At 62.4% G+C, this 22538-nt stretch carries 22 protein-coding genes; 9 read left to right on the top strand and 13 right to left on the bottom strand.

Annotated elements, in window-relative coordinates:
* Positions 1-848: 848 nt before the first annotated feature.
* Both NTY77_06030 and NTY77_06025 read right to left on the bottom strand, forming a co-directional pair.
* Positions 849-1199: a nucleotide pyrophosphohydrolase gene (locus tag NTY77_06030; GenBank protein ID MCX5795032.1), complete on the bottom strand. Its 351-nt coding sequence runs from the start codon at positions 1197-1199 to the stop codon at positions 849-851.
* 5 nt (positions 1200-1204) lie between these two features.
* Positions 1205-1861 (bottom strand): HNH endonuclease, encoded by a 657-nt coding sequence (locus NTY77_06025; protein ID MCX5795031.1) that lies wholly within the window; start codon positions 1859-1861, stop codon positions 1205-1207.
* A 461-nt stretch (positions 1862-2322) separates the two neighbouring features.
* Here NTY77_06025 and NTY77_06020 point away from each other — a divergent pair, with 461 nt between their 5' ends.
* Together NTY77_06020 and NTY77_06015 are read left to right on the top strand one after the other, a co-directional pair.
* Entirely contained in the window at positions 2323-3063 is a 741-nt protein-coding gene (locus NTY77_06020) for a PaeR7I family type II restriction endonuclease (GenBank protein ID MCX5795030.1), read from the top strand.
* Positions 3064-3079: 16 nt separating this feature from the next.
* Positions 3080-4750: an Eco57I restriction-modification methylase domain-containing protein gene (locus NTY77_06015; GenBank protein MCX5795029.1), complete on the top strand. Its 1671-nt coding sequence runs from the start codon at positions 3080-3082 to the stop codon at positions 4748-4750.
* Positions 4751-4853: 103 nt separating this feature from the next.
* Here the strand turns inward: NTY77_06015 and NTY77_06010 are convergent, their stop codons facing one another.
* The 4 genes from NTY77_06010 to NTY77_05995 all read right to left on the bottom strand — a co-directional run bounded on the left by NTY77_06010 (position 4854) and on the right by NTY77_05995 (position 9762).
* Positions 4854-7583: a patatin-like phospholipase family protein gene (locus NTY77_06010; GenBank protein MCX5795028.1), complete on the bottom strand. Its 2730-nt coding sequence runs from the start codon at positions 7581-7583 to the stop codon at positions 4854-4856.
* A gap of 82 nt (positions 7584-7665) precedes the next feature.
* Entirely contained in the window at positions 7666-7944 is a 279-nt protein-coding gene (locus NTY77_06005; GenBank protein ID MCX5795027.1) for a hypothetical protein, read from the bottom strand.
* Between the two features lie 47 nt (positions 7945-7991).
* Complete coding sequence (locus NTY77_06000) at positions 7992-8693, bottom strand: hypothetical protein (protein ID MCX5795026.1); 702 nt, start codon at positions 8691-8693, stop codon at positions 7992-7994.
* A gap of 124 nt (positions 8694-8817) precedes the next feature.
* Positions 8818-9762 (bottom strand): NAD(P)-dependent oxidoreductase, encoded by a 945-nt coding sequence (locus NTY77_05995; protein MCX5795025.1) that lies wholly within the window; start codon positions 9760-9762, stop codon positions 8818-8820.
* Positions 9763-10172: 410 nt separating this feature from the next.
* On the opposite strand from NTY77_05995, the gene NTY77_05990 reads away from it, so the two are divergent.
* The 3 genes from NTY77_05990 to NTY77_05980 all read left to right on the top strand — a co-directional run bounded on the left by NTY77_05990 (position 10173) and on the right by NTY77_05980 (position 11932).
* The gene (locus NTY77_05990) at positions 10173-10838 is read left to right on the top strand and encodes a response regulator transcription factor (GenBank protein ID MCX5795024.1); all 666 of its coding nucleotides are present in this window, start codon (positions 10173-10175) and stop codon (positions 10836-10838) included.
* 12 nt (positions 10839-10850) lie between these two features.
* Positions 10851-11249 carry a response regulator gene (locus NTY77_05985; GenBank protein MCX5795023.1) on the top strand — a complete coding sequence of 133 codons (399 nt, stop codon included), beginning with the start codon at positions 10851-10853 and terminating at the stop codon, positions 11247-11249.
* A 110-nt stretch (positions 11250-11359) separates the two neighbouring features.
* Positions 11360-11932, top strand: a complete 573-nt coding sequence (locus tag NTY77_05980) for a hypothetical protein (GenBank protein MCX5795022.1) — start codon at positions 11360-11362, stop codon at positions 11930-11932.
* Positions 11933-11959: 27 nt separating this feature from the next.
* Here the strand turns inward: NTY77_05980 and NTY77_05975 are convergent, their stop codons facing one another.
* The 3 genes from NTY77_05975 to NTY77_05965 form a co-directional block, all read right to left on the bottom strand.
* Complete coding sequence (locus tag NTY77_05975; GenBank protein MCX5795021.1) at positions 11960-12520, bottom strand: hypothetical protein; 561 nt, start codon at positions 12518-12520, stop codon at positions 11960-11962.
* Positions 12521-12539: 19 nt separating this feature from the next.
* A complete protein-coding gene (locus tag NTY77_05970) occupies positions 12540-12929 on the bottom strand; it encodes a hypothetical protein (GenBank protein ID MCX5795020.1) in 390 nt (129 codons plus the stop codon).
* A gap of 65 nt (positions 12930-12994) precedes the next feature.
* Positions 12995-14110 carry a tetratricopeptide repeat protein gene (locus NTY77_05965; GenBank protein MCX5795019.1) on the bottom strand — a complete coding sequence of 372 codons (1116 nt, stop codon included), beginning with the start codon at positions 14108-14110 and terminating at the stop codon, positions 12995-12997.
* Between the two features lie 165 nt (positions 14111-14275).
* Here NTY77_05965 and NTY77_05960 point away from each other — a divergent pair, with 165 nt between their 5' ends.
* Together NTY77_05960 and NTY77_05955 are read left to right on the top strand one after the other, a co-directional pair.
* Positions 14276-14428 carry a hypothetical protein gene (locus tag NTY77_05960; GenBank protein MCX5795018.1) on the top strand — a complete coding sequence of 51 codons (153 nt, stop codon included), beginning with the start codon at positions 14276-14278 and terminating at the stop codon, positions 14426-14428.
* Entirely contained in the window at positions 14425-15006 is a 582-nt protein-coding gene (locus NTY77_05955; GenBank protein MCX5795017.1) for a metal-dependent hydrolase, read from the top strand. Before NTY77_05960 ends, NTY77_05955 begins: the two co-directional genes overlap by 4 nt.
* A gap of 98 nt (positions 15007-15104) precedes the next feature.
* On the opposite strand, the gene NTY77_05950 is transcribed toward NTY77_05955, so the two are convergent.
* Both NTY77_05950 and NTY77_05945 read right to left on the bottom strand, forming a co-directional pair.
* Complete coding sequence (locus tag NTY77_05950) at positions 15105-15704, bottom strand: hypothetical protein (protein ID MCX5795016.1); 600 nt, start codon at positions 15702-15704, stop codon at positions 15105-15107.
* On the bottom strand, positions 15701-17236 hold the full coding sequence (locus tag NTY77_05945) for an alpha/beta fold hydrolase (protein MCX5795015.1): 1536 nt from the start codon (positions 17234-17236) through the stop codon (positions 15701-15703). Before NTY77_05945 ends, NTY77_05950 begins: the two co-directional genes overlap by 4 nt.
* Positions 17237-17314: 78 nt before the next feature.
* On the opposite strand from NTY77_05945, the gene NTY77_05940 reads away from it, so the two are divergent.
* Positions 17315-19312 carry a hypothetical protein gene (locus tag NTY77_05940; GenBank protein ID MCX5795014.1) on the top strand — a complete coding sequence of 666 codons (1998 nt, stop codon included), beginning with the start codon at positions 17315-17317 and terminating at the stop codon, positions 19310-19312.
* A 2-nt stretch (positions 19313-19314) separates the two neighbouring features.
* Here NTY77_05940 and NTY77_05935 read toward each other — a convergent pair whose 3' ends face one another.
* Together NTY77_05935 and NTY77_05930 are read right to left on the bottom strand one after the other, a co-directional pair.
* Positions 19315-19812: a hypothetical protein gene (locus NTY77_05935; protein ID MCX5795013.1), complete on the bottom strand. Its 498-nt coding sequence runs from the start codon at positions 19810-19812 to the stop codon at positions 19315-19317.
* 140 nt (positions 19813-19952) lie between these two features.
* On the bottom strand, positions 19953-20720 hold the full coding sequence (locus tag NTY77_05930; GenBank protein MCX5795012.1) for a hypothetical protein: 768 nt from the start codon (positions 20718-20720) through the stop codon (positions 19953-19955).
* 96 nt (positions 20721-20816) lie between these two features.
* Here NTY77_05930 and mqo point away from each other — a divergent pair, with 96 nt between their 5' ends.
* The gene (gene mqo / locus NTY77_05925) at positions 20817-22322 is read left to right on the top strand and encodes a malate dehydrogenase (quinone) (GenBank protein ID MCX5795011.1); all 1506 of its coding nucleotides are present in this window, start codon (positions 20817-20819) and stop codon (positions 22320-22322) included.
* The last annotated feature ends 216 nt before the right edge of the window (positions 22323-22538 follow it).

Here is a 22538-nt window from a genome sequence, read left to right as displayed (position 1 = left end):
AAATGCCTGCTTGGTTCACCTGCCCGTTTGCCCATTCGCATCCGCGGGCGGGCGCGGAAAGCGTAAAAGGCGGGTTCATGATGACATGAGTTGTATTTTGTGGCCACCTCTTCCGTAAGCAGTCGGCACACTCAATGCCTTTGAAAACGTCATCTATCTCGGGAATCCTGTCATGGAGTGTGCAGCGTTGGCAGGCGAGCAATATTAGCCGAAGCTTGGTCGTTCTGACAAAGGTCTGGTGTATGTCGTAGCCGAACAGGTGGTCGCTCCAAAATCTGAGAGTGCGGCCAAGAGTGGGCTTAACGGGAAACTGACGAGCGACCGCTAGGAGGAGATCGCCAGCGCCGCAAGCGGGATCAAATACTTTTGCCTTGCCCGACGATAATTCGTTCTTCCAAGGTCGAACTAGGCGGTTGGCGAGCCGAGCACTCGTGAAGAATGCCCCTGCGAGACTGCAGGCATCCAATTCGACTAGGGTGTGCAGTACTCTAGCTGGCTGCCCATCCAAGGCCAAAGCAACTTCATTTCGCGAATCCTGTCTGCTGGATACACTGAGGCGCCTCACAAGATTGAGGAGATGCTGCTCGTATTGCTCGAAGGCAATCATCGTTTCTTGTTTGCTAAGGGATGGCGCCGATGGTTAGAAGATTTTAACAAAAAATGGCTTTCGCACCAATGTTTTCTTGGGTTTCGCAGATGGTCATGTGACACTGTTCAGGGGTTGCCATCCATTCTACAGGCAGTCTCGATACCAAAATGGCACTAACCCGATATCTTTATCGACAGGCACACGCCTTTTAAGCGTATGGTCGGGCCCATTGGTCGACGTTCCCAGAATCGGGGTGTATTTAGAACTCGTTGTACTTCTTGGCGTTTCCCTTGGCCTTCTCAACGGGATACTTCTTGGCGTTTTTCTCAAGTTTTTGGTGGGCGGCCTCTATGAGATCGACCTTGTAATGATTCGCGAGCTTTAGGAGAAAGATGAAGGTGTCCGCGAGTTCTTCCCGGAGGTGGTGGACTTTCTCGGCGGGAAGGTCTTTGCTTTGGCTCTCGGTAAGCCATTGGAATATCTCGACGATTTCGGAGGCCTCAACTGAGAGGGCCATCGCGAGATTCTTTGGAGTGTGGAATTGTTCCCAGTCGCGGTCGCGGGCAAATGCATTGATGGCGTTGGAGAGGGTCGCGATTCTGTCAGGCATGGCCTTTATCCTTGGTAGAGATTGTGGTTGTGCCAATCAAGCATGAGCTTGTCAGGCTGGTCCTGAAGTCGGTTGGGCAGATGGATGGGCTGGCCGTGCAGGCTGTAATAGCTCCGGCCGTTGGAGAAATCGTCTTTGAGTTTACCACTTACTTGAAAACGCATGTCCGGCGAAACTGTCACGTATCCTTTGTCGAAGAGGCGGTGGATGTCGGACCTCATAAGAAGGCCGTTCGAAATCTCATGCTCTCCGCCCTCGGAATAGGGCCGAATGTGGGCGGCATCGAGGACTGGCAAGGAATGCTCCATCGTGATGGCGCAGGCACTCTCATAGGCATCCGTGACAGCGAGGCGGAAACTACCCTGCCCAAGTCTGGGGCGGATCATGAGGGGTTCGCCGAACCTCTGGGTTTCTATGCCATCTCTGGTGAGCGCCGCGCCGCCCCGCGCTCTGTCGCTACACTCCATTGAAAGGCGTAGGCCTTCGCCGCTGGATAAATCGAGGGTCTTACCTTGGACGATATTCTGGTGCCAACCGGACGGCTCCCTGACCCAGGACGATGGGGGGAAGAAGACTGGGTCTACGACCATGAGGCAGCCGATCCGATTGCTGCCGTGCGGGTCCGCCGGTTCGCGGCGATATCTGGCGATGCGGCGGACCATCTCTTGAAACGTCGGAGCGCCGTTCGCCATCCCGAAGGTGTCCCAGGCAAGCCAAGCAGGGAGGATCTCGTGGCGGGAGAGATAGCCAAAACCCGCGATGGCGTTATGCGGCGACTTGAGGCGGAAGAAGAACGGCTCACCAGGAGATATGGCCCGGAAACCGCGGCCGCCGGATGGCTGCCAGAAATTGACCTCGCGGAATTCGGGGTGACTCGCGAGGTATTGGTACCACTCGAAGTCAGTGTTGCCTATATAGCCTAAGATGCTAGTCGGCCTCCCGGTCCTCGCTGGCTACTGTCTCAAGCCAAGACATTTTGGTCAACGACGCATGGTAACAAATTTGCCGGGGGATAGGAGGGAATCGAAATCCGACTTCGCCACCATTGCCCTAAACCGTTTCTGACATTCCGTCCCGAGCCGTCCCATTTGGTAGAATCCCTAATAGCAGCTCTGGACACCCCATGCCGGTCCTCCTCAAAGACCTAGAAAAACGCGTCAGCCTAGCCGTCTCCCACTACTGGAAAACCCTCGCCTCCCAATCCCGCCGCCAACGCTCCGGCGACGCCGACCGCGGCGGCCGCACCGCCGTCACCGGTGGCAAGCAGATGGACGGCTTCAGCCGCCTCGTCACCCAGATCCTCACCGACAACGGCATCCCCGACGCCCACATCTACCGCGACCGCAAACTCGAACTCCCCGGCTACTTCCGCCCCACCAAGAAATGGGACCTCGTCGTCGTGAGCAAGGGGAATCTCATCGCCGCCATGGAGTTCAAATCCCAGAGAGGCCCCTCCTTCGGCAACAACTTCAACAACCGCTCCGAGGAAGCCATCGGCACCGCCCACGACCTCTGGACCGCCTTCCGTGAAGGCGCCTTCGACCAAAGCCCCCGCCCCTGGCTCGGCTGGATCATGCTCCTCCAGGACTGCGCAGGCTCGCGTTCCCCCGTGAGGGCCGATGAGCCCCACTTCCCCGTCTTCCCCGAGTTCAAGAACACCTCCTACATGAAGCGCTATGAGCTCTTCCTGCGCAAGCTCGTCCGGGAAAGGCTCTACGACGCCGCGGCCTTCATCGTCTCTACCGAGAAACAAGGCAAAGCCGGCCAGTACACCGAACCCGCCAAAGACCTCCACGCCCGGCAGTTCTTCGCCAGCTTGGGCGGGCACATTGGAACTTTTTTGGCAGGTCAAACGTATATATGAGTGGATGCAGTTACTCATGAACCTGTCCCTCCACATCCCAAAGGCGGCCTACGCCTACGGCAAACGCTCGTCCGGCGAGACCCACGGCGTCGTCCTGACCAAACCCCATATCGTAGAGCTCATCCTCGACCTCGCCGGCTACACGGCCAACCGGGACCTGACGGACTTGCGGCTCCTTGAGCCCTCTTGCGGCACCGGGGCCTTTCTGATCAAAGCCGTGGAAAGGCTCATGAAATCAGCCAAGCGCCGCGGCGTGCCGCCGGAGCGGCTGGCCGATTGCATAGACGCTTTCGATATCGACACAGAGCACGTCGCGGCATCGCGCCTGGCCGTGGAAACTGAGCTCAAACGCTGCGGGACCTCTCGCCAAGCGGCTCGCAAGCTGGCGGAGAAGTGGGTCAAGGAAGCCGATTTCCTGCTGTCTTCCGACGGCCCATATGACGCCGTCGTGGGCAACCCGCCCTACATCCGAATCGAGAACCTCGCGCCCATACTCCAGTCCGAGTATCGCCGCCGCTACGCTTCTCTTTACGACCGCGCCGACCTCTACGTGGCCTTCATCGAGCACAGCCTCAACCTGCTCAGGCCCGACGGCGTCCTATCTTTCGTTTGCGCGGACAGATGGGTCCTCAACCGGTACGGCTCGCCCCTGCGCCGGATGATCTCCGAGCGGTTCAATGTCCGCTGCTATATCGACCTCCATCAGGCGTCTCCCTTCGAGTCCGAAGTAATCGCCTATCCCTCCATCTTCTCCATCAGCGCCGGGGCCGCCGCGCCGGTGCAAGTCTCCCGGCTGCAGACTGCCTCGCCCCATGAGTGCGCTTCCCTTTCCGCGGTCCTGCAGGGCAAGAAGAACGGCCCGGTATCGCCGACTGTCGTCCACTATAAATCCTGGTTCTCTGGCGACGAGCCCTGGGTCCTCAGCCCGCCCGAGCACCTTAAAGCGCTGCGGGAACTGGAAGCCAAGTTCCGGCCCATCGAGGCCAACGCGAAGGTCCACATCGGAGTGGCCACGGGAAACGACAGCGTTTACATCGTGGACCGCTCCGCGGACATCGAGCCCGACCGCCTCGTCCCCCTGGTCATGAGGGCCGATATCGAAGAGGGGAGCATCAAGGACGCAGGCCGCCGCGTGATCAATACCTTTGAGCCGTCCGGGGAGGTCATCGACCTCAAGGATTACCCGCGGCTGCGCAAGCATTTCGAGGCCCATGGAATAGAGATCAGGAAACGGCATGTCGCTCAGAAGAACCCGAAGGCATGGTTCCGGACCATCGACCGGGTCTACCCGGAACTGGTAAAGGTTCCCAAACTGCTTATCCCGGACATCGCGGGATCAAACGAGATCGCCTTTGATGAAGGACGGTATCACCCGCATCACAACCTCTACTTCGTGACCTCTGATTGCTGGGACATGGAGGTGTTGGGGGGGCTTCTCAGCTCCAAGGTGGCGTTGCTCTTCATCTGGTCCTATGCGGTCAAGATGAGAGGGAGCTACTTCCGCTTCCAGGCCCAGTACCTGCGGCGCATCCGGCTGCCGGAGCCTTCTTCGCTGGCGCCTCAGTTGGCGCAGGCCATCAAGACTGTTTTTCGCAAGCGTGACTTCGAAGCGTTGGATAGCCTCTCCTTGCGCGCCTTCGGCTTGAAGAGCCTGCCACCGTTCAGTTTCGTCGATACTCGCAGGTAGCGCAGGCGCTTAGAGCGTCTCCAACTCTCTGAACGGACTTCGCCGGCACATAGGCAAATGACATTGCGAGACTTCCTTTGTTCGTGTGTCCTGGGCCCGGGCATCAATGCCGCGCCAGGCCCTTTTGTAGCCCCAGCCAGGCATCCCGGTGCGGACGATCGGAGCAGAGCCGCGCCCAGAGCCCCTTCGGCCCCGAATCCCGAACGGCGCACGGGTCCTGAAGAGGATTCTCAAGGTCGCGAAAGGCCTCCAGGATCTCTTTCTTCGATGCCGTGAAGGAGCGCGATCCGGGGTCAGCGCCCTCGTCGGAGTCGTCGAAATGGACCTCGTCCGGCAGGGCCCAATGAGTGCCGATGCCTCCCCGGGAGCGAAGCACCATAGGCATCGCAAGGAAGTGCAGGTAGACTCCGTCATGTCCCGAAAGACAGCGGTATCGGGCGCGGATGTCTGCGAGCAACCAGCTACTCAACTCCGTGGCATATTTCTCGGAGGCCCCTGAGGCGGCGCCGATCCCGCGATCCTGGGTGTAGTCCAGCCGGGCCGCCGACGCGTCGGCGGCGATGATATGGATATCGGGGAGCCCCTGATTTCCCGGGCATCGGCCGGGAGACCCCAGCGCGTTGTGAAGGGCGAGGAGCAGGGGTACGAGCCCCAGGTTGTCGGAGGCTCCCCCGTCCGTCACCCAAAACCGGTCGGTCCCGTCGACATCGACGGCTGCGTTGGAGAACACCGGGGGGAAGTTCGCGCTGAGAGCCGCGGCCGCTGTGAGGGGGACATTCGGCTCGTTGACAGCCACGTGCTTCAAGTTGGCCTCGGCCGCGCTCGTAATCCCCGGAGAATCGAAGGCGGCGGTCGAAGATAGGTTTGTGAAGACCAGATGCGTGCCGGCGGAAGTGGCGCGAGTCAGACTTTGATTGGCGAAGGCCCACTTGCCGAAACTCGGAAGCTCGTCTTGCCTTAGGGCGTCCCGATGGAGATGCCCTGCCACCGTGGTGTTGAACATGAGGGCCAAGTCCGTGTTCTTTCCCAGGGTGTCCCGATCCTTTTCCGCTCGGAACCGCCTGCGGAAGCTGTCGTTGAGGAGCGCGCCCAAGCGGACCCCGTTGGCGATCCTCCATTCGACAAGGCCATTGAGCACGTCGCGGATAAATGGCAGCGACATGGCCGAGTAGTAGTCTTTCCAATCGGAGTCGAGGCCCTTAGTCAGGATGTCGCGGTGGGAGGCAAAGTACGCAATCGCGGCGCTGCCGCCCGACACTCCACTCATGGCCACGATGTCTTTGTCCGCGCCGAGCCTTTGCAGGCCATGGAGGACCGAGGCGCCGTAGAGCGCCGCCCGGGTCCCTCCTCCGGAGACAGCCACCAGTATCCGACGGGAGTGAGCGCGGCCACCGAGGAGCGCCCGGAGGTCCACGCCTCGGCTTCGGCGCTCTGCTTGCGAGCTTTGCAGCACGATCGGCGGGGCCCCCGCTATCAGTTCGCCATCGGCGGCGGGTGGCTGGATGCACAATTGCGCGGCCTGGGGTTGATGCCGCAGCCAGAAGAAAAGGCCGAGGAAAGCGAGCGTGACCACCGTGTTCATCGCGTAGAAGTACAACCGGATCCGGCGTTTGAGCACGGTGAGAACCTCTTGCTGCAGCTCAGCGAGGTTGCGATTCCTGGCCGTCGCGCGCTGGAACAGAGTCTCGAAAAACTGTGAGCGACCGTAGGTCTCGAAGGTCTCCACATAACCATCCGAAATCTCTTTGTGCCCAGTGACTGCAAGCCGCCGGCCGGCGTGCACTTGGATCCAGCGTCCCTCGGGCGCGACGTTGGTGCGCGGCATTTCGGCGTTGATGGGATATCGCACTCTCGGCGGACTCGACAGCGGGCCGGCTGAAATCACGGCCAGGAGTCGTTCTGTAATGATATGGTTGAGCCAATATTCATAGAACCAAGAGGTCAGGTACGCGCAAAGGATCAGCATCATGAGCGATTGCCAGACCTGGCTCTCAAGCACGACGGTGACATATTGGATGTCGAGCAACCTTGCCGTCGCTAGCCCGATAATCACGCAGGATATCCCGAGTTGGGCTCCCACGAAGAATACCCGCCGCAGGCGTTCGATCATGAAGTTTAGGCGCTCACTCATCATGGACATCGCGACCAGGAACCAGAAGGCGAGCCCGATGTGCACGATGTAAGTGAGCCTCAGCCCGCGGTCGTAAAACAAAACGACCATGAGCGCTGGCGGCAGGAGGATGAAGAGCGGGCGCTGGAAAGGGGCTGAGACGAAGGTGAAGAGCATCGTGGCCCAAGTCGTCCCGTAATTCGCCGGCGGCACGGTGAACAATTCTGCGTCTTGGAGGCATGGCGCAACCAGCCCTTTGTATTCAGAGAAGAGTTTCGGGGAGAGATAGAACTCGGCGAAGGCCAGGGCGCCCAGCAGTATCCAGAGTATGGGAGCGAAGATGTGGCGGTACGTAGCGAAGCCGGCCTCGGTCGAACCGGCCTTCGCCAAGGCGAAGGACCCGATTGAAACCAAGGCCGCCAGCCCCCAATGAAGGTAGTGAAGGCGCACGTGCGGTTGGAGGAGCCGCTGCAGGCCGACGCAGACGGCAGTGATGACCAGGAGCCAGACGGTCAGGCCCCAAAAAGAGGTGCCTATGCTCGGCCCCAAGGCTTGGAAGGTGAGGATCCCCACCAACAAGAATAGAACCAAAGGAGAATAGCCGTCAACGCCTAGGCAATGGAGCCGATTTCCGAATGCCTTGTGGGCTCGCCAATCCCGGAACCGCCATTTGGCATCGAACTGCCTAGCCCATTCCATGAGCAATCCCAGAATTTCATCCATCAGTTCCTCCTACGTCTGGAGTAACAACTAGGACTCACTCCAGGATGCATTGTCCGGTGGGTGGTCCGAGCTCCCCTGCTGTCTAAGTTAGCGTCTTGCCGGCCAACTGGACGATCTTCGACGCGACATTCACGACGGCTCCTCCCAGCTTGTCGATCCTTTTCTTCAAGAGGGCGGCGTCCTCGTTCCGTCTTGTTGACTCATTCACGGCCGCCACCAGTTTCTCGAAGTCTTCTTTAGAGAGTCCGATTATGGGGCGGAAGTCTTCCAACTTTGTTGCGGTATTCTTGAGGAGTTCGGCCTCTTCATCCTTGAGTTTTGCATCAACGTCTGCCGCCGTAGTCTCCGCAAGGCTTCCCATACCCTCAGTCTCGTCAATAGGAATCATCTTGCCCCCGTGGTATGCGCCTATTTCTTCAAGCTTTGGATCTCTTCTTGCGCCTTATCCAGCAACTGGTCGGCAGTCTTCACGTCTTCGAGTCCCTTCTGCGCATTCTGTGAGGTCGTCACGATGAGCTGATCGAGCTTGTCGCGGATCTCTTTGACCTTCAGTGCCTGGAGCGCCTCATCCTGAACCTCTTGGACTTTTCTCAAGCTGTTGAGGTGCGCGGTAATCGCGGCATTGGCGCTGCTTAATCTCAAGAAAGCATCATCGACGGACGCGATCATGGACTTCTCATCGGCATCGAGGGGGTCCATAAGCTCCCTTTTCTTTTTATCCAGACCATTGATTGCGGTCACCGCCCATAACTGGACGGAGTGCAGCAACTGGTCCTTCTGTTGGCTCCCAGATGGCGCCACAAACTTCTTCTCCGCGCCTGACCAGACGACCTGGCCGTTGGCTATATCGGTAAGGCGGCCGTCACGGATCCAGGCTTCGACGAAGGTCGGCTTCCACCTTTCGTTGAAATACCTGAGGCGCTCGGCGCGGAATCGTTCGAACCGATCATGGATTAGAGCGATATAGCTTCTGTGTACCGCGTCCAGATCTTGCCCCATGGCATAGGACAGTTCTACGACTTCCTTGGGTACACTTGCGCAACCAGCACTCAAGATTGCGGCCAAAATAATGGTTGCGAAGGGCCTTATGAGTCGATTCGTGGGGGGCATTTAATCTCCTAAAGTGGAAATATTATACCACGAATGCCGTTTTAATCTTTTTTCGGTGTTCTGGGCTGCCCTGCCTATCGAAAACTGTGATGCGATGTCCGCCCCTTATTTGAAATACTATGAGCTACAACGTCTCCAACCCCTCCCTCCAACTCGCATACCTCACCCTCACCCCCAACTCATCCTTCATCCGCCTCGTATCACAGCAATACGGCACCCTCCCGATCCGTATAAAATCCACCGTAAACGGCGTCCTCCACCCCAACACCCCCGCCACCGCCTCACATCCCCACGCCGCCGCATAAACACCCCAAACCGGCACCCTCCACGGCCGCCCCGTCCCCCAAGCATCACAGCACCCATCCAAGAACTCTTGCAAAGTCGTCGGCGCATCGTCTCCCAAAGGGAATATCCCCGAAACCTCTTTCTCCACAGCCGCCCGGCAGCACTCATTGAAATCCCACAGCGAGATCACATGTATAGGAGTCCGCTCCCTCCACACCCCCAACAGCCCCCAGCCCGCCAGCCTCTTGGCAAAAGCCGGCATCAACACCTCCCGCCCATACACCATCCCCGCGCGCAAAGACACCCCCTTCATAGCCTTGCCCCGCGACGCCTCGAACAAATACCTCTCCGCCGCAAGCCGAGTCTGAGCGTGCACGCTCACAGGCGAACCATCCAGCCGGTCAGTGCAAGGAGCCCCAGCCGAAGTCGGACCCTCCACATGCGGGAAGCTCACCAGAATGAACTTCTTCACCCCGGCAGCCAAAGCCCCATCCACCAGATGCTTCGTGTACTCCAAATTCGTGACCGGCAAGAACCGCTCCGGATGGGGGGAGAACAGGACCCCGGCGAAATGCACCACCACATCCACGCCCCTGCAAGCTTCGGCCGCTGAGGCCGCATCAGCCAGGTCGCAGGGACAGGCGCGGGACCGCGGACCCAAAAGGTCCGGCGCCAGCGGTTTCTTGTGGACCATCAGGCGCAGCTCATGGCCCGTTTGGGAAAGCAGGTGGCGCGCCAAAAAGCCCCCCAGGTTGCCCGCCGCGCCGCTGATGAGGATGTTCATGGTCCCAGACCAATGATACACAAACCGGGCCCCATGGGGTGACTGGTCGGTCGCGAAGTGGGCGCCCACTTTCCCCTAAGTGGGCGCCCACTTTGGCCGCCCACCTCTTTTCCGTACAGTCGATTATCTCGTATTTTTCGCGCTTTTTTTACAGTACAGTCGACCATACAGTCGCCGTACAGTCAACCGTACAGTACAGTCGACCGTACAGTCGCCGTACAGTCAAACACCTCAGTCGACCCAACCACTCAAAGCTACAGAAAAACCCCGCCCGAGACCTCGATGCCTGCAAGGCCTATCAGCAATAGTCCCGTCCGGCCCGCGTAGAATTCCGCATTGGCAGAGCCCGCAGTCCGCGGTATGCTCTCCATTAGGACCGAGAAATAGCGGATTGCCAAGAGGATGATCATTTGACGACCGGGAAACGAAACACGATCAGGGTCTTCCTGGTAGACGACCATCCACTCGTGCGCGACGGGGTGCGCGCCTACCTGACCGCCCACTCGATGACGGTGGTGGGTGAGGCTGGCGATGCCAAAGAGGCCCTGCGCAAGGTCAAGAAGCTGGCTCCCGATGTCATCATCTTGGATGTGAGCCTGCCTTCCATCGACGGCGGCGAACTGGCCCGCCGCCTGCGCCGGGTCGTGCCCAAGGCCAAGCTCATCGCCTTCAGCATCCATTCCAGCGAGGCCTATGTGGTGAAGATGGCCCGGTGCGGCGTGCATGGCTATGTGATGAAAGACCAATCGGCGGCGGAACTGCTGGCGGCCATCAAGCATGTGTCCCAGGGCGGCCTGCATTTCCCCGCCCACATGGCGGACGCTCTATTGGCACACCCTCGGAAGTCTTCGCGGAACCGGCCGGGCCGCGTCACCCTGTCGGACCGGGAGGTGGAGGTGCTGACCTTGCTCTCCGAAGGGCTCTCCACAAAAGACATCGCGGCCAAGCTCGGCATCAGCGTCCGGACCGCGGAGACGCACCGGGACCATCTATCACATAAGCTGAATATCCTCTCGGTCGCCGGCCTCACCAAGTACGCCATCCGGCACGGATTGACCTCGCTCAAGGGGCCGTAATACAATAACTCCATGGCTGAGGTAATGCTCGTCGATGACGACACGGATCTCCGCGGGATGATGGCCGCCATCCTGAGCCAGGCCGGCTATAAGGTCGTCGCCTGCGATTCGGGGCTGGAGGCGCTCAAGAAACTGGGCATCCAGCCCGACGACGAAGACGTCAAACTCCCAGACCTCCTGGTCCTGGACATCATGATGCCTCGATCGGACGGCTATTCGGTCGGCACCGCCATCCGCGGCAACCCCCGCACCCACGGCATCCCCATACTGGTGGTCTCGGCCCTGGGGGAGATGAGCCGTCTCTTTGCGGACAGGGTCCAGGTGGAGGGCTTCCTCGCCAAACCCTTCACCACGGCAGCCCTGATCGGCAGCGTGGCGAAGATCCTCGACAAGCGCAGGGTCCAGGGCTGAGCCCGGGGGGGTAGAGCCCCGCGAGCATTTGGCCCAGGAGGTTTCCCCATTGACGAGCTCCGCCACATCCGCGTCTGGTACCACTGCAACCCCCGCAAAAGGATAGCGGCATGCGGAAGTCCCTGCTGAGCGCTCCCAACCTGGTCTCGCTGTCGCGCATCCCCATGGGGGCCCTGGTATGGCTTCGCCCTCTGGACCCGGCCTACGTCCTGGGCCTCATGGCGCTGGCGGCGGCCAGCGATGTCTTGGACGGCCGGCTCGAGCGGCATAGCCGCGCGAACCAGGCACACCCCGGCCGTCTCGAGCCCTCGATCGGGGTGTGGCTCGATCCCTTGTGCGACAAGATATTCATACTCTCTCTGCTGGCCGCCGTCATGCTGGCGCGCCGGCCCGCTTTTTTCCTGCTCCCGCTCATAGCGGCGCGCGAGATCATACAGACCTTGGCGTCCTTGGGCTGGCGATTCATCCCCCGGCTGCGCGCGCATCTATGCCCCCGCTTCCGCGCCTCGGCCATGGGCAAGGCCGCGACCACGGGCCAGTTCCTCACCATCGGCGCCGTCATCATAGGGCATCCGAGCCAAGTGCCCCTGGCGGTGCTCACCGGCGCTTTGGGGCTTGCGGCCGGGATCAACTACGTCTGGCGCGCCTGGCGGCGGCGCGGGGCGGGGCCATGCGCATCGTGATCGCCAGCTACAATATACACAAGCGCGTCAGCGGCTCTTGGCCGACTCGGCCAGCCAGAATTCGAATTCCTTGTGCAGGCCGTGCGCGGAGGCCGGAGAATCGAACGGGATCGGGACCGTGGTGTGCAGAGGCTCCCCGTCCCGGCGCGGCTCTTGCGTGACTGCGACCGCGCGCACCAGCCTGCCGTTGAGCTTGGCCAGGAAGGTCCGGCCCTCGGTATAGGTCCCCGCCGGCAAGGACGACGAGACGTCGATGCGCCAGAGCACGAAAGCCACCGGCTTCATGGTCTTGCCGTCCGAGTTGTAGACCAGCGACAGCGCGCGCGACCGTCCGTCAGGGCTCTCGGCGGCGCCGAGCTCCACGGTGCGCATCGGCACGGCGGACTTGGTCCGCAGCCCGATCGTGAGCGCGGCGGACTTGTCCACCTCGCGGTCCTTGCCGCAGCGAGCCACCCAGACCGCGAGCCGGGCCAGCCCGGCTTGGCGCGTCTCGGCCGGCCGGCCCGGGGCATCCTCAGAGCAGACAGGCATGACCGCCAGCGCGACCAATAGAAGGCAGCCGGCCCGGCTCCGGAGTCCGCCTGCCATCACTTTCGGGCTTCCCTGGCTAGCGGGTGGGAGGCCGCGGCCCTCGGTACGGGCGCCCGCGAAGGTAACCCACTCCGATATGGAGGAACATCAAGACGGGAAGCGCAGTGCCGACCATCAACGCGTAGCCGGTGCTCCGATTCGATTCGCCGTCGCCGAAGCACGCCAGGCCGGCGCCTCCGAGGAAGGGAATGACCGCTCCGAACAGGAGCCAGAGGAGATTGCCCACCCTCTCGCCGTGTCCGGAGGTCGCCAGCGCGGCCCCTGCCCAATTCACCAGCAGCGCCGAGGCAGCCGCCACTACCGCGACCTTGGGATGGCCGTTAGCGAACAGCCAGTCGATCACGAAGAAGCAGCCGGAGTAGGCGGCATACACCGCCGCGATCGCGAAAATCGCCCCGAAGCTCATGGGCGTTAGTGTACCTAGTTTCGGCCCTCCTCGGCCATGCTGCATGCCCGCGAAGAATTTACACCTCAGAAATTGACATGACCCTGGTTCCCGGGGTCTTCGACAGGTGGTTTGGGAAAAGGACCGACCAGTCGGACTTCTTCCCTTCCACAGTTGAGGCACTTCGCTGTTGCCAAGGATTGCCGAACACCACCGACATTTTTGGGGCTCCCCACCTGGTTGCGGATTCCCTCAGGCACAGCGGCTCTGTGACCGCACGCCGCACACTGCACTTTGTATCCATCCCAATCCGGGGGTTCCATCTCAACAGCCCTGCTGCGGCCTTCCACAACACTGCTGCTATCCATTCCCACGTTGGCTTGCGCCGGGGAAGCGTCAAGCTGAGGGACGGGGGCTTCACTTGGGCCGGACCCGCCGCCAGCCCCGGAGTGGTCGCCTGTCTTGAGGTCCTCTATGTCGTCGAGTTTATCCTGCGCCTGGGCATAGCCCTGCTCCGCCGCCCTGCTCCACCATTTTACGGCCTCAACAGGATCCTTCTTTACGCCCTTGCCCGCATGATAGGCGTTTCCCAGTTGGAACTGCGCCATAGCATGGCCCTGCTCTGCGGCTTTGCGGAACCACACAGCGGTCTGCTCATGATCTTGGACGACGCCCTGACCCTTGTAGTACATCAACCCAAGGGCGGCTTGAGCCTCGACATTGCCCCGCTGCGCGGCCTTGCGGAACCACACAGCGGCCTCTTTATGATCTTGGACGACGCCTTGGCCTTTGTAGCACATCAACCCAAGAGCAGCTTGAGCCTCGACATTGCCCCGCTGCGCGGCCTTGCGGAACCACACAACGGCCTCTTTATGATCTTGGACTACGCCTTGGCCTTTGTAGTACATGCCTCCAAGATAGCATTGCGCGTAGGCACTGCCCTGCTCAGCGGCTTTGCGGAACCAAGCGGCGGCCTCTTTGTAATCCTTCGGAATGACTTGTCCCAGGCAATAGATCGCCCCAAGGCGGATTTGAGCCTTGGCGTTTCCCTGCTCCGCGGCTTTGCGGAACCAAGCGATGGCCTCGACCGGGTTCCTGGCAAAGCCGCCCTGACCATAGAGGTAAGCGCTGGCGAGGGCTATCTGTGCGAGGGGGTCGCCTTTCTCAGCAGAAGACTGTAATTTCAGGTCCTTCTTGAACAAATCAACGGCTCCTTACGGTGCGTTTGGATATCCGCATAGTGGGATTATAGCCCCAATCGACATAGGAAGCAATGTGATTTCCCCGTCGAGACCGGCCTTTGCCGACGATCGAGGATATGGAGAAGGAACTAGGGCATGGCGAATGGTGATATAATGGCGTCTACCTTGAGAACCCTCCTGCGCATCCTGGCCGGCCTGCTCGCCGCCGCGTTCCTGGCCCTCGCCGCCCTGCTCTTCATCGGCCGCAGCCACGTCTACAAAGGCCCCAGCGCCGAGCCCCCGCAGTGGGACCCCCGCGCCGAGCCCTCAGCGACATGAACCCCATCACCCACTTCATGACCGGCTGGGTCCTGGCCAACGGCGCCCGGCTCGACCGCCGCGACCGCGCCATCGTGACCTTGGCCGGGATCATCCCCGACATCGACGGGGCCGGCATCATCCCCGAGTTCCTCACCCGCCATGCAAGCCAGCCCCTGACCTGGGGCTCGGACTACCACCATTGCCTCCATACCCTCCCTTTCGCCGTCCTCGTGAGCGCGGCCGGCTTCGCATCCGCGAAGCGCCGGCCCTTGACCGCGGCCCTGGCCTGGCTCAGCTTCCACCTGCACCTCTTCGAGGACATCCTCGGCTCCCGAGGGCCGGACGGCTACCAATGGCCCATCCCCTACCTGGCCCCTTTCTCGCAGGCCTGGGCTCTGACCTGGAAGCATCAGTGGCAGCTCGATGCCTGGCCGAACATCGTGCTCACCGCGGTCCTGCTGGCGGCGACGCTCTACCTGGCCTGGAAGCGCGGCTACTCTCCGGCTGAGATGGTCTCGACCAGAGCGGACCAAGCCTTCATCGCCGCTCTGCGCAACAGGTTCCAGCCGAGACGAGCTGGTCCGACGCTGCACTGAGATCTTATCGTGCCTGCCCTGTCGCGCCCTTCTTTAGTAACTATCGGAAGCCGAGCACGCCAACTTGATGTTGCAATCCGCAACATCAAGTGACGAGCTCACTTCAACCGGGGAGCGCAGCTGACCCCGCCCACCCCGAAAAAATGGGTGGACGCCTTGCCATGCTGCCGGAAGAGCCCCACCAAGGCGAAGGCGGGGTCGTTCTGGTGCAGGAACAGGCGCCTGCGCGGCCCGCCTTTCTTGCCCTTGGGCTGCGCCAAGACCTGTAGAGAGAACTCGCACATCAGGTCGTGCTCCGTGCATTTCGTCACCTGCAGCACGTAGTCCTCTTCGAGGTCGTTGATCTCCTCATAGCCGGCCAGCAGCAGGATCTCAGCCGAATCGCTCTGGCCTTCCTTCGGGACGGCGCAGTCCGCCTCCGGCATGCGCACCCCGCCCCTCTTCTTGCCGTCGGCGAGCTGCTTGAGCGTGTAAAGCTCCACGCGCTTGGCCAGGAAGGACTTGCGCAGCTTCGCCGGCAGCTCAGCCGGGTCCACGGCCAAAAACCTCGGAATCGAATCGGCCGGAAGCTCGCTGGTCGGCATCTTCACGAAAGCCTTGACCATCTCCATGGTGTCCGGGTCCAAGGACCACGCCGCGGCCGGGGCCAGGCCCAGGAATACCGCCAGCAGCGCTGCCGCCCCGATGGCTCTTCTCATTTCGGGTCGGAGTTCTCGACGCGCTGGAAAGGCTCGGAGAGCTTCTTCACCGCGTACTCGCTGGGCGTAAACTCCAGGCCGAACTGCCCGTAGCTCGCCGTGCTCAAGGCCTTCATGCCCGCCACCTTCTTGTAGACCGCCACCGCCGCCTCGCGCCGCCCCTGCAGGTCGAGCAAAAAGCCCTGCCAGAGCAAGGCCCTGGCCGCGCCCTCGCCGGAGGCCCGGGATTGAAGCTTGCGGAAGACCGCCAAGGCCTCCTCGTACCTGGCCGCGTCGTACAAGGCCAGGCCGACCTTCACCAAGCCTTGGCCGTCGAGCTTCCCGAGCCAATCTTTGGAATAGGCCGCGGCGATCTTCTCGTTGGAGGCTCGCCCCCAGCCCGTGGACTTGAGCATATAGGTCGGGGAACGCAGCCAGGCCAGATGGACCCCGGAGCTCTCCCAGGCGGCCTCAGAGCCCTTCCAGGCGGCGACCGCGGCGGGATCCGGGACCGGGAGCTTGTCCAGGAAGCCCTTGAGCTCGGAGAAGAACTTCTCCGGCTCGTCGGCGAAAGGCTCGTGCGAGGAATCTTCGAACATCACCAGTCGGGAGCCCGGGTGGTTCTTCCGGAGTATCGCCGGCTTGTCGGTGTTCCAGGTGAGGTCCCACTTGCCCTCCATGATGAGGGTGGGGACCGGGAAGCCGGCGAATGCGCCCTGCAGGTCTATCTTCTCCGCGTCCTCGCTCATGATGGAGTTGAAATCGCGGTCCTGCTTCCATTCGTAGCGCGCGATCTGCGCGATGCGCTCAAGGGAAGGCTTGTAGAAGCTCTGCCGCTTCCAGTCGCCGTTGATGAAGTTGTTGTAGATGCCGAGCTCGGTGAGGCTGCCCTCGGGGATGCGCTTGGCCTTGACCAGCTCCTCCAGCTCCTTCCATATGGCGCTCAGGCGGGCTTTTTCCTCGTCGGACATGAAGTCGCCCTGGCGCGAGGGCTTCATGGCCGCGTGCAGGCCGTCGCTGGCGCCGACCAGGACCAGGCCCGCCAAGGCCTCGGGGTGCCGCAAGGCGTAGTATTGGGCCAGCAGGCCGCCGTAGGAATGCCCCAGGACCACCCAGCGCTCGATGCCGAGTGCGGCGCGCAGCCGCTCCAGGTCCGCCACGGCCTGGTCGAGGGTGTAGCCCGCGCCGGGGCAGAAGCCCGAGAGGCCGCAGCCCCTCTGGTCGTAGTAGATGACTCGCGCGAAGCCCTTGGCCTGGGAGAAATGCGGGTGGAAATAGTGGTGCGTGGCGCCCGGGCCGCCGTGGAGCAGGACCACGGGCATGCCGCCGCCCTCCTCCTCGACGTAGAGCGCGCAGTCGCCCACGCTGACCGTGCTCTGCTTGAGGTCCGGGCCGCCGCAGAGGCGCGGGGCGGGGGGGACCTCGAGGCGCAGGTCCTTCTCGACGTAAGAGACCCGGTCGAGGACGGACTGCCGGCCGGAGCCGGAGCTTGCCGAGGCCGGCAGGCAGGACGCGGCGGCTATGGCTATGAGTAGGAGGCTGTTTTTTGTCATGGCAGGCCAAGGGTGTCGGGCATGGCGTTGAGAACGACCAGATTGCAAGAAATCCTATGATATCATAGCTTACGAGTCATGAAGACCAGGATGATGTTGGGCGGGGTCATGATCAGCCTGTTGGCAATGGGCCAGGCCGCCTATCCCCGCGACCCTCAAGGCGCCGCGCCGGAGGAGCCCGAAGCGGCCGAGGTCAAGCCCATAGGCCCGCTCACCCATACCCAGGATGCGGCCGTCAAGGACTACGTCAAGACCTCCAAAGCCCGCCATGCGGCGCAGGCCAAGGCCTTCGACAAACTGCAGAAGAAGCTCAATGCCGCCATCGCCGAGCTCAAGCAAGACAAGAAGCGCAGATACCTGGAGATCGAGGACATCCTCCTCGACGCCGCGGCCTACGCGGACCAGGACATAGCGACCGTCGGGCGGTCTTTTTACTGCCGTTACGAAGGCTATGTCGACCTCGCCAACGCGGTCTCGGAAGTGCCGGTCCGCGTCTCGGCCCTGCCCAAGGCGGAGAAAGCCAAGATCGAGTCCTTGGTCCTTGCCGAGGCGGGGTTCGAGCCGGATTGGAGCCCGCATCATGTCTTGATCGTCAGAGGCAGGCTCAAGGGCAGCGCGGAGCAGGGCTATCACATCGAGGCGTCGGGCTTCAGCGACCTTGGTCTGGCCCCTGAATTCGGGGACATACCCATGAACGATCTGACCCTTTCGCAGCTGCGCAGCGGCAGGGACACGGTCTACGGCGACAACATCCTCGCCAGGCGCGAGAAGCTCATGGCCGTCATCCAGGAGCTGGAGGCCGACCCGCGCTATCAGTACGTCGATATCGAGGATCTGATCATTAACCGCGACAAATACTCCGGGCAGGAGATCGCGACCCTCGGCCTCCCGCATTGGGAGCGGGGCTATGTCCGCACCCCCTATTTCGACCTGATGGCGTCCTACTCCGCGACGAACCACATCCCGGTCCTCATGGCGCAGCTTCCCTTGGAGAGCCGGAAAGAGCTCCTGAGGAATCAACATCCGTCGCATCTTGTCGTCATCAAGGGGCAGGTCGCGGCCGCGGCCGGGAACTACTACATCGCGGCATCCAGTTATACGGATGTGTTCCAGGATTCTGAATCCCCGGCCGATATCCTCAAGCCCAATCTGGAGCCCCTGGCCCCGTTCGACGGAGACGTGAAGAAGTTCAGGAAGCAGGCCTCTTTCGGCATGGTCACCGAGGAGGAGCTGCGCAGAGGGATGGACGAGTACAGAGACAAGCTCCTGGCGGCCATCGCGGCGCTCCGGAAGGATCCGAAATCCACCTACGCGGAGATCGAGGACATCGGCCTCGACCCCGGCTCGTACCTCGACCGGGACATCGTCACCATGGGGGTCCCGGGCATGGTGGACGCCGTCGGGACCATGCCCCATTTCGAGCTGGCCAATAAATCCTTCGGGGAGATCTCCATACCGGTCTTGATGTCCGGCTTCTCGCCGGAGATGAAGAAAGAGATCGTCCGAGAGGCGAGCAAGAACGTCGTCATCGTCAGGGGCAGATTCAAGCGCAGTCTTGACCAAAGGTACTATATCGAAGCCTCGGGCTATTCGGACCTCGGTCCGCCGCCCTCGTCTTCAGGGTCGACGCAGCTCTACATCTCCGAGATGCTCAAGGGCGCCGACGCCTACAACCCCCATCGCGCCAACCCCGCGATGGAGAAGAAGCTCCAGGACGCCGTCGCGGAGCTCAAACGAGACGACAGCTGCCGCTACGTCGAGTTCCAGGACCTGCTGCGCAGCCCCGGCGTTTTGGCGGGACGCGACATCGCGACGATCGGCGTGCCGAGCCTGGGCGTCGCCAAATTGGGAAGCCCCTCGTTCTACCTGTATGAGAAATGGGACACGCCCGATCCCATCCCCGTCCTCATGACCCGGCTGCCTCTGCAGACCCAGAAGGGACTCTTCAGGATCATGCACGAGAACATGATCGTCATCAAGGGCAGGCTCCTGAGCTCGGGCCAGAAATACTATCTCGAAGCTGCGGACTACATCGACCTGGGCCCCTATCCGATGTCCCCACGCCGGAAGAAATAGCCCTACGGCTTCGGGCACTGCTGCCAGGAGGCGGGAAGGTCTCCCATGCGCGTCCCTTCGTACTCATTGCCGGGAAGGGCGAATTGCTTCGCTTCCGGCGAGTACGGCGAGGTGTACCCGGAAGGCCGCAAGGCCGCGGCCAAGCTCGCCTCATCGGAGCCCAGTCCCGAGTGGGTCTTGTTCCAGCAATTGACGCACGTCTCCGGCAACTGCTTGGCGAGCGTGCTCGGGGCCTCTACGACCTCCCTGAATTGGATGCCGGGGCCCTGCGGCTCCGGCGGCGGCGCCGGAGCCGGCAGCGGCGGCAGTTGAACGGGTCGGATCTCAGCGATCGCCGCCAAAGCCTGACGGGCTGGGACCTGGGCCGCTTGCTTCGGGACGCCCTTGAAAGCGACAGCCATGGCCAAGCCTGCGGCCAATACGGCCAGGGCCGTCAGGCTGAGCCAGCGCGCGCGGCTGCGCCCCGAGGGCTCTGACTGGATGGGCGCCAGAACGGGCATCAGTTCCGGTCTGTCCGGGATTGCCGGCCGCGGTTGCGGCTGCGGGAAGTCCGATCGCGGGTCCAGGGGCATAGGCCTGGATAGTATGCGCGGTCAAAGAGGAAATTTCAAGGGCGCGCGGAGGGACGGCGACTAGCTCATCAACCCCGGAAGCCGCCGCCTGACCTGCGCTTGAAGCCCCCGGGCTTGCTCTTGAAATCGCCGGGCTTGCGGCCGCCGTACGGGCCGGCGGCGCCCCACTTCTTCTTGGGGCCGGGATCGTCGCGCTTGCCGCCGGGGCTGTGCATCTTGTCCCAGGGCTTCTTCTCCCAAGGCTTCTTGGCGCCGAAGGCGGGCTTCTTGTCCTTGTCCCAGGGCTTCTTCTCCCAGGGCTTCTTGTCTCCGAAGCCGGGTTTCTTGTCCTTGTCCCAAGGTTTCTTCTCCCAAGGCTTCTTGGCGCCGAAGGCGGGCTTCCTGTCCTTGTCCCAGGGCTTCTTCTCCCAGGGCTTTTTGGCGCCGAAGGCGGGCTTCCTGTCCTTGTCCCAAGGCTTGTTCTCCCAAGGCTTCTTTTCCCACGGACGCCTATCGCCGGAGACCCCGGCGGCGGCTACGGGCGGGCTGCGCCGCCGGTCCTTGCCCGAGCGGCGTTCGGGCCCGGTGTAGCCGCCGTCGCCGGGCTTGTCGGCCGGGCGCGCCTCGTTGACGAAGATCTTGCGGTGTCCGACGCTGGAGCCGTTGAGCTTTTTGATGGCGGCCTGCGCCTCGGCGTCCGTGCCCATGACCACGAAGCCGATGCCGCGGGAGCGGCCCGTCTCGCGCTCCATCAGGATCTTGGCGCTGACCACCTGGCCGCATTCGGCGAACAGCTTGCCCAGTTCCTCCTGGGTCAACTCGTACGGGAAGCCGGTGACGAAAAGGTTATTGCCCATGCCACATTATCGCATTTCCGGAAGACTTGGCTGGGCGGCATCCTTGACCTTTCTTTGACAGCCGCACGCTACAATGAGGTGGCGGAGAAACGCATGATGGGATCTCATGCCGGCACTGAGCCGGATGTCGTCTTGGTCGGCGCCGGCATCATGAGCGCCACGCTGGGGTACCTCCTCAAGGAGCTCGAGCCGGCGTTGCGCATCGAGTTGTTCGAGACCCTCGGCAACGCGGCGCTGGAGAGCTCCGGAGGCTGGAACAACGCGGGCACCGGCCATGCGGGCAACTGCGAGCTCAACTACACCCCCGAGCGCGAGGGCGGCGGCATCGACATCTCCAAGGCCCTGGCGGTCAACGTCCAGTTCGACCTGTCGCGGCAGCTCTGGTCCTATCTGGTTAGGAAAGGGGCGCTCGCGGACCCGCGGACCTTCATCCACCCGGTCCCGCATATGAGCTTCGTGCACGGACCCGAGGACGTCGCCTATCTGAGGAAGCGCTTCGAGGCGATGAGCGCCCACCATGCCTTCCACGGGATGGAATACAGCGAGGATAGGAGCAAGCTCGGCGAGTGGGCTCCGCTCGTGATGGAGGGCCGCGCCGCGAGCGAGCCCGCGGCCGCCACGCGCATGGCCACGGGCGCGGACGTGGATTTCGGAGCGCTGACCCGCGGCCTCATCGCCCATCTGAGGGGGCTGGAGGGCTTCGCGGTCCACCACTGGCAGCGCGTCGTGGACCTCGGCCGCGAGCCGGGCGGGCGCTGGCGCGTCACGGTGAAGGACGTCAAGAGCGGCGAAGTGCGCTCGACTACGGCCAGGTTCGTCTACCTGGGCGCGGGCGGCGGCGCGCTTGGTCTGCTGCAGAAAGCCGGCATCCCGGAGGCCAAAGGCTACGCGGGCTTCCCGGTCAGCGGCCTCTGGCTGCGCTGCGGCGATGCGAAGCTCGCCCAGCGGCATCACGCCAAGGTCTACGGCAAGGGGTCCCTCGGCGCTCCGCCCATGTCCGTGCCCCACCTCGATACCCGGTTCCTGGGCGGGAAGCGCTCTTTGCTCTTCGGGCCCTACGCGGGCTTCTCGACCAATTTCCTCAAGCAAGGCTCGCCCTGGGATCTCGTCCTCTCCATCAGGCCTGACAACATCGGGCCGATGCTGGCGGTGGCCCGGGACAATCTCGGCCTGATCCGCTACCTGGTCGGGCAGGTGCTGCAGTCGCCGTCGCGCCGCTTCGCCGCGCTGCGGGAGTACTTCCCGGCGGCCAAGCCCGAGGATTGGCAGCTGGTGGCCGCCGGGCAGCGCGTCCAGATCATCAAGCCGGACGCGGCGCGCGGCGGCCGGCTGGAGTTCGGGACCGAATTGGTCTGCGCGGCCGACCAGTCCATGGTCGGCCTGCTGGGAGCCTCGCCCGGAGCCTCCACCGCGGCCCAGCTCGCGGTCAGCGTCGTCGAGAAGTGCTTCAAGGATCGGTTGACGGAGGAGGGCTGGCTCCCCAGACTGAGGGAGATGATCCCGTCCTATGGCCGCTCGCTGATCCAGGACGCCGAGCTATGCCGGCGCGTGCGCGCCGAGACCGCGGCCGTGCTGCAGCTGGAGGCTTACGACTACGCCTAGCAGGCTGCCGATAAACCCTCCAGCGGAAAAGGACTGTGTCCGGACCAGAGCTGTCCGGGGAAAGTCAAAGAAGCATGCCCGGACGTTCTCTGAGTCTCTCGGAGCGGAACCGACCTGCGACGACCCTGGGCCCGACAGGGTTCTCTGTGCGATGCTGTCCGGGGCAGGTCTGGTCGAGGAATCTCAAGATTCCGGAGCAACTGTGTCCGGACACAG

Source organism: Elusimicrobiota bacterium, from assembly GCA_026388095.1.
Classification (GTDB): domain Bacteria; phylum Elusimicrobiota; class Elusimicrobia; order UBA1565; family UBA9628; genus UBA9628.
Note: the sequence above shows the minus strand (reverse complement) of the source record. Positions and strands in the feature narration are given on the sequence as shown.

Bases quoted from the DNA above. Each gene is read 5' to 3' on its own strand.
- NTY77_06030 (MCX5795032.1), bottom strand. From the start codon at position 1,199: ATGCCTGACAGAATCGCGACCCTCTCCAACGCCATCAATGCATTTGCC.
- NTY77_06025 (MCX5795031.1), bottom strand. From the start codon at position 1,861: ATGGTCCGCCGCATCGCCAGATATCGCCGCGAACCGGCGGACCCGCAC.
- NTY77_06020 (MCX5795030.1), top strand. From the start codon at position 2,323: ATGCCGGTCCTCCTCAAAGACCTAGAAAAACGCGTCAGCCTAGCCGTC.
- NTY77_06015 (MCX5795029.1), top strand. From the start codon at position 3,080: ATGAACCTGTCCCTCCACATCCCAAAGGCGGCCTACGCCTACGGCAAA.
- NTY77_06010 (MCX5795028.1), bottom strand. From the start codon at position 7,583: ATGGATGAAATTCTGGGATTGCTCATGGAATGGGCTAGGCAGTTCGAT.
- NTY77_06005 (MCX5795027.1), bottom strand. From the start codon at position 7,944: ATGGGAAGCCTTGCGGAGACTACGGCGGCAGACGTTGATGCAAAACTC.
- NTY77_06000 (MCX5795026.1), bottom strand. From the start codon at position 8,693: ATGCCCCCCACGAATCGACTCATAAGGCCCTTCGCAACCATTATTTTG.
- NTY77_05995 (MCX5795025.1), bottom strand. From the start codon at position 9,762: ATGAACATCCTCATCAGCGGCGCGGCGGGCAACCTGGGGGGCTTTTTG.
- NTY77_05985 (MCX5795023.1), top strand. From the start codon at position 10,851: ATGGCTGAGGTAATGCTCGTCGATGACGACACGGATCTCCGCGGGATG.
- NTY77_05980 (MCX5795022.1), top strand. From the start codon at position 11,360: ATGCGGAAGTCCCTGCTGAGCGCTCCCAACCTGGTCTCGCTGTCGCGC.
- NTY77_05975 (MCX5795021.1), bottom strand. From the start codon at position 12,520: ATGGCAGGCGGACTCCGGAGCCGGGCCGGCTGCCTTCTATTGGTCGCG.
- NTY77_05970 (MCX5795020.1), bottom strand. From the start codon at position 12,929: ATGAGCTTCGGGGCGATTTTCGCGATCGCGGCGGTGTATGCCGCCTAC.
- NTY77_05955 (MCX5795017.1), top strand. From the start codon at position 14,425: ATGAACCCCATCACCCACTTCATGACCGGCTGGGTCCTGGCCAACGGC.
- NTY77_05950 (MCX5795016.1), bottom strand. From the start codon at position 15,704: ATGAGAAGAGCCATCGGGGCGGCAGCGCTGCTGGCGGTATTCCTGGGC.
- NTY77_05945 (MCX5795015.1), bottom strand. From the start codon at position 17,236: ATGACAAAAAACAGCCTCCTACTCATAGCCATAGCCGCCGCGTCCTGC.
- NTY77_05940 (MCX5795014.1), top strand. From the start codon at position 17,315: ATGAAGACCAGGATGATGTTGGGCGGGGTCATGATCAGCCTGTTGGCA.
- NTY77_05935 (MCX5795013.1), bottom strand. From the start codon at position 19,812: ATGCCCGTTCTGGCGCCCATCCAGTCAGAGCCCTCGGGGCGCAGCCGC.
- NTY77_05930 (MCX5795012.1), bottom strand. From the start codon at position 20,720: ATGGGCAATAACCTTTTCGTCACCGGCTTCCCGTACGAGTTGACCCAG.
- mqo (MCX5795011.1), top strand. From the start codon at position 20,817: ATGGGATCTCATGCCGGCACTGAGCCGGATGTCGTCTTGGTCGGCGCC.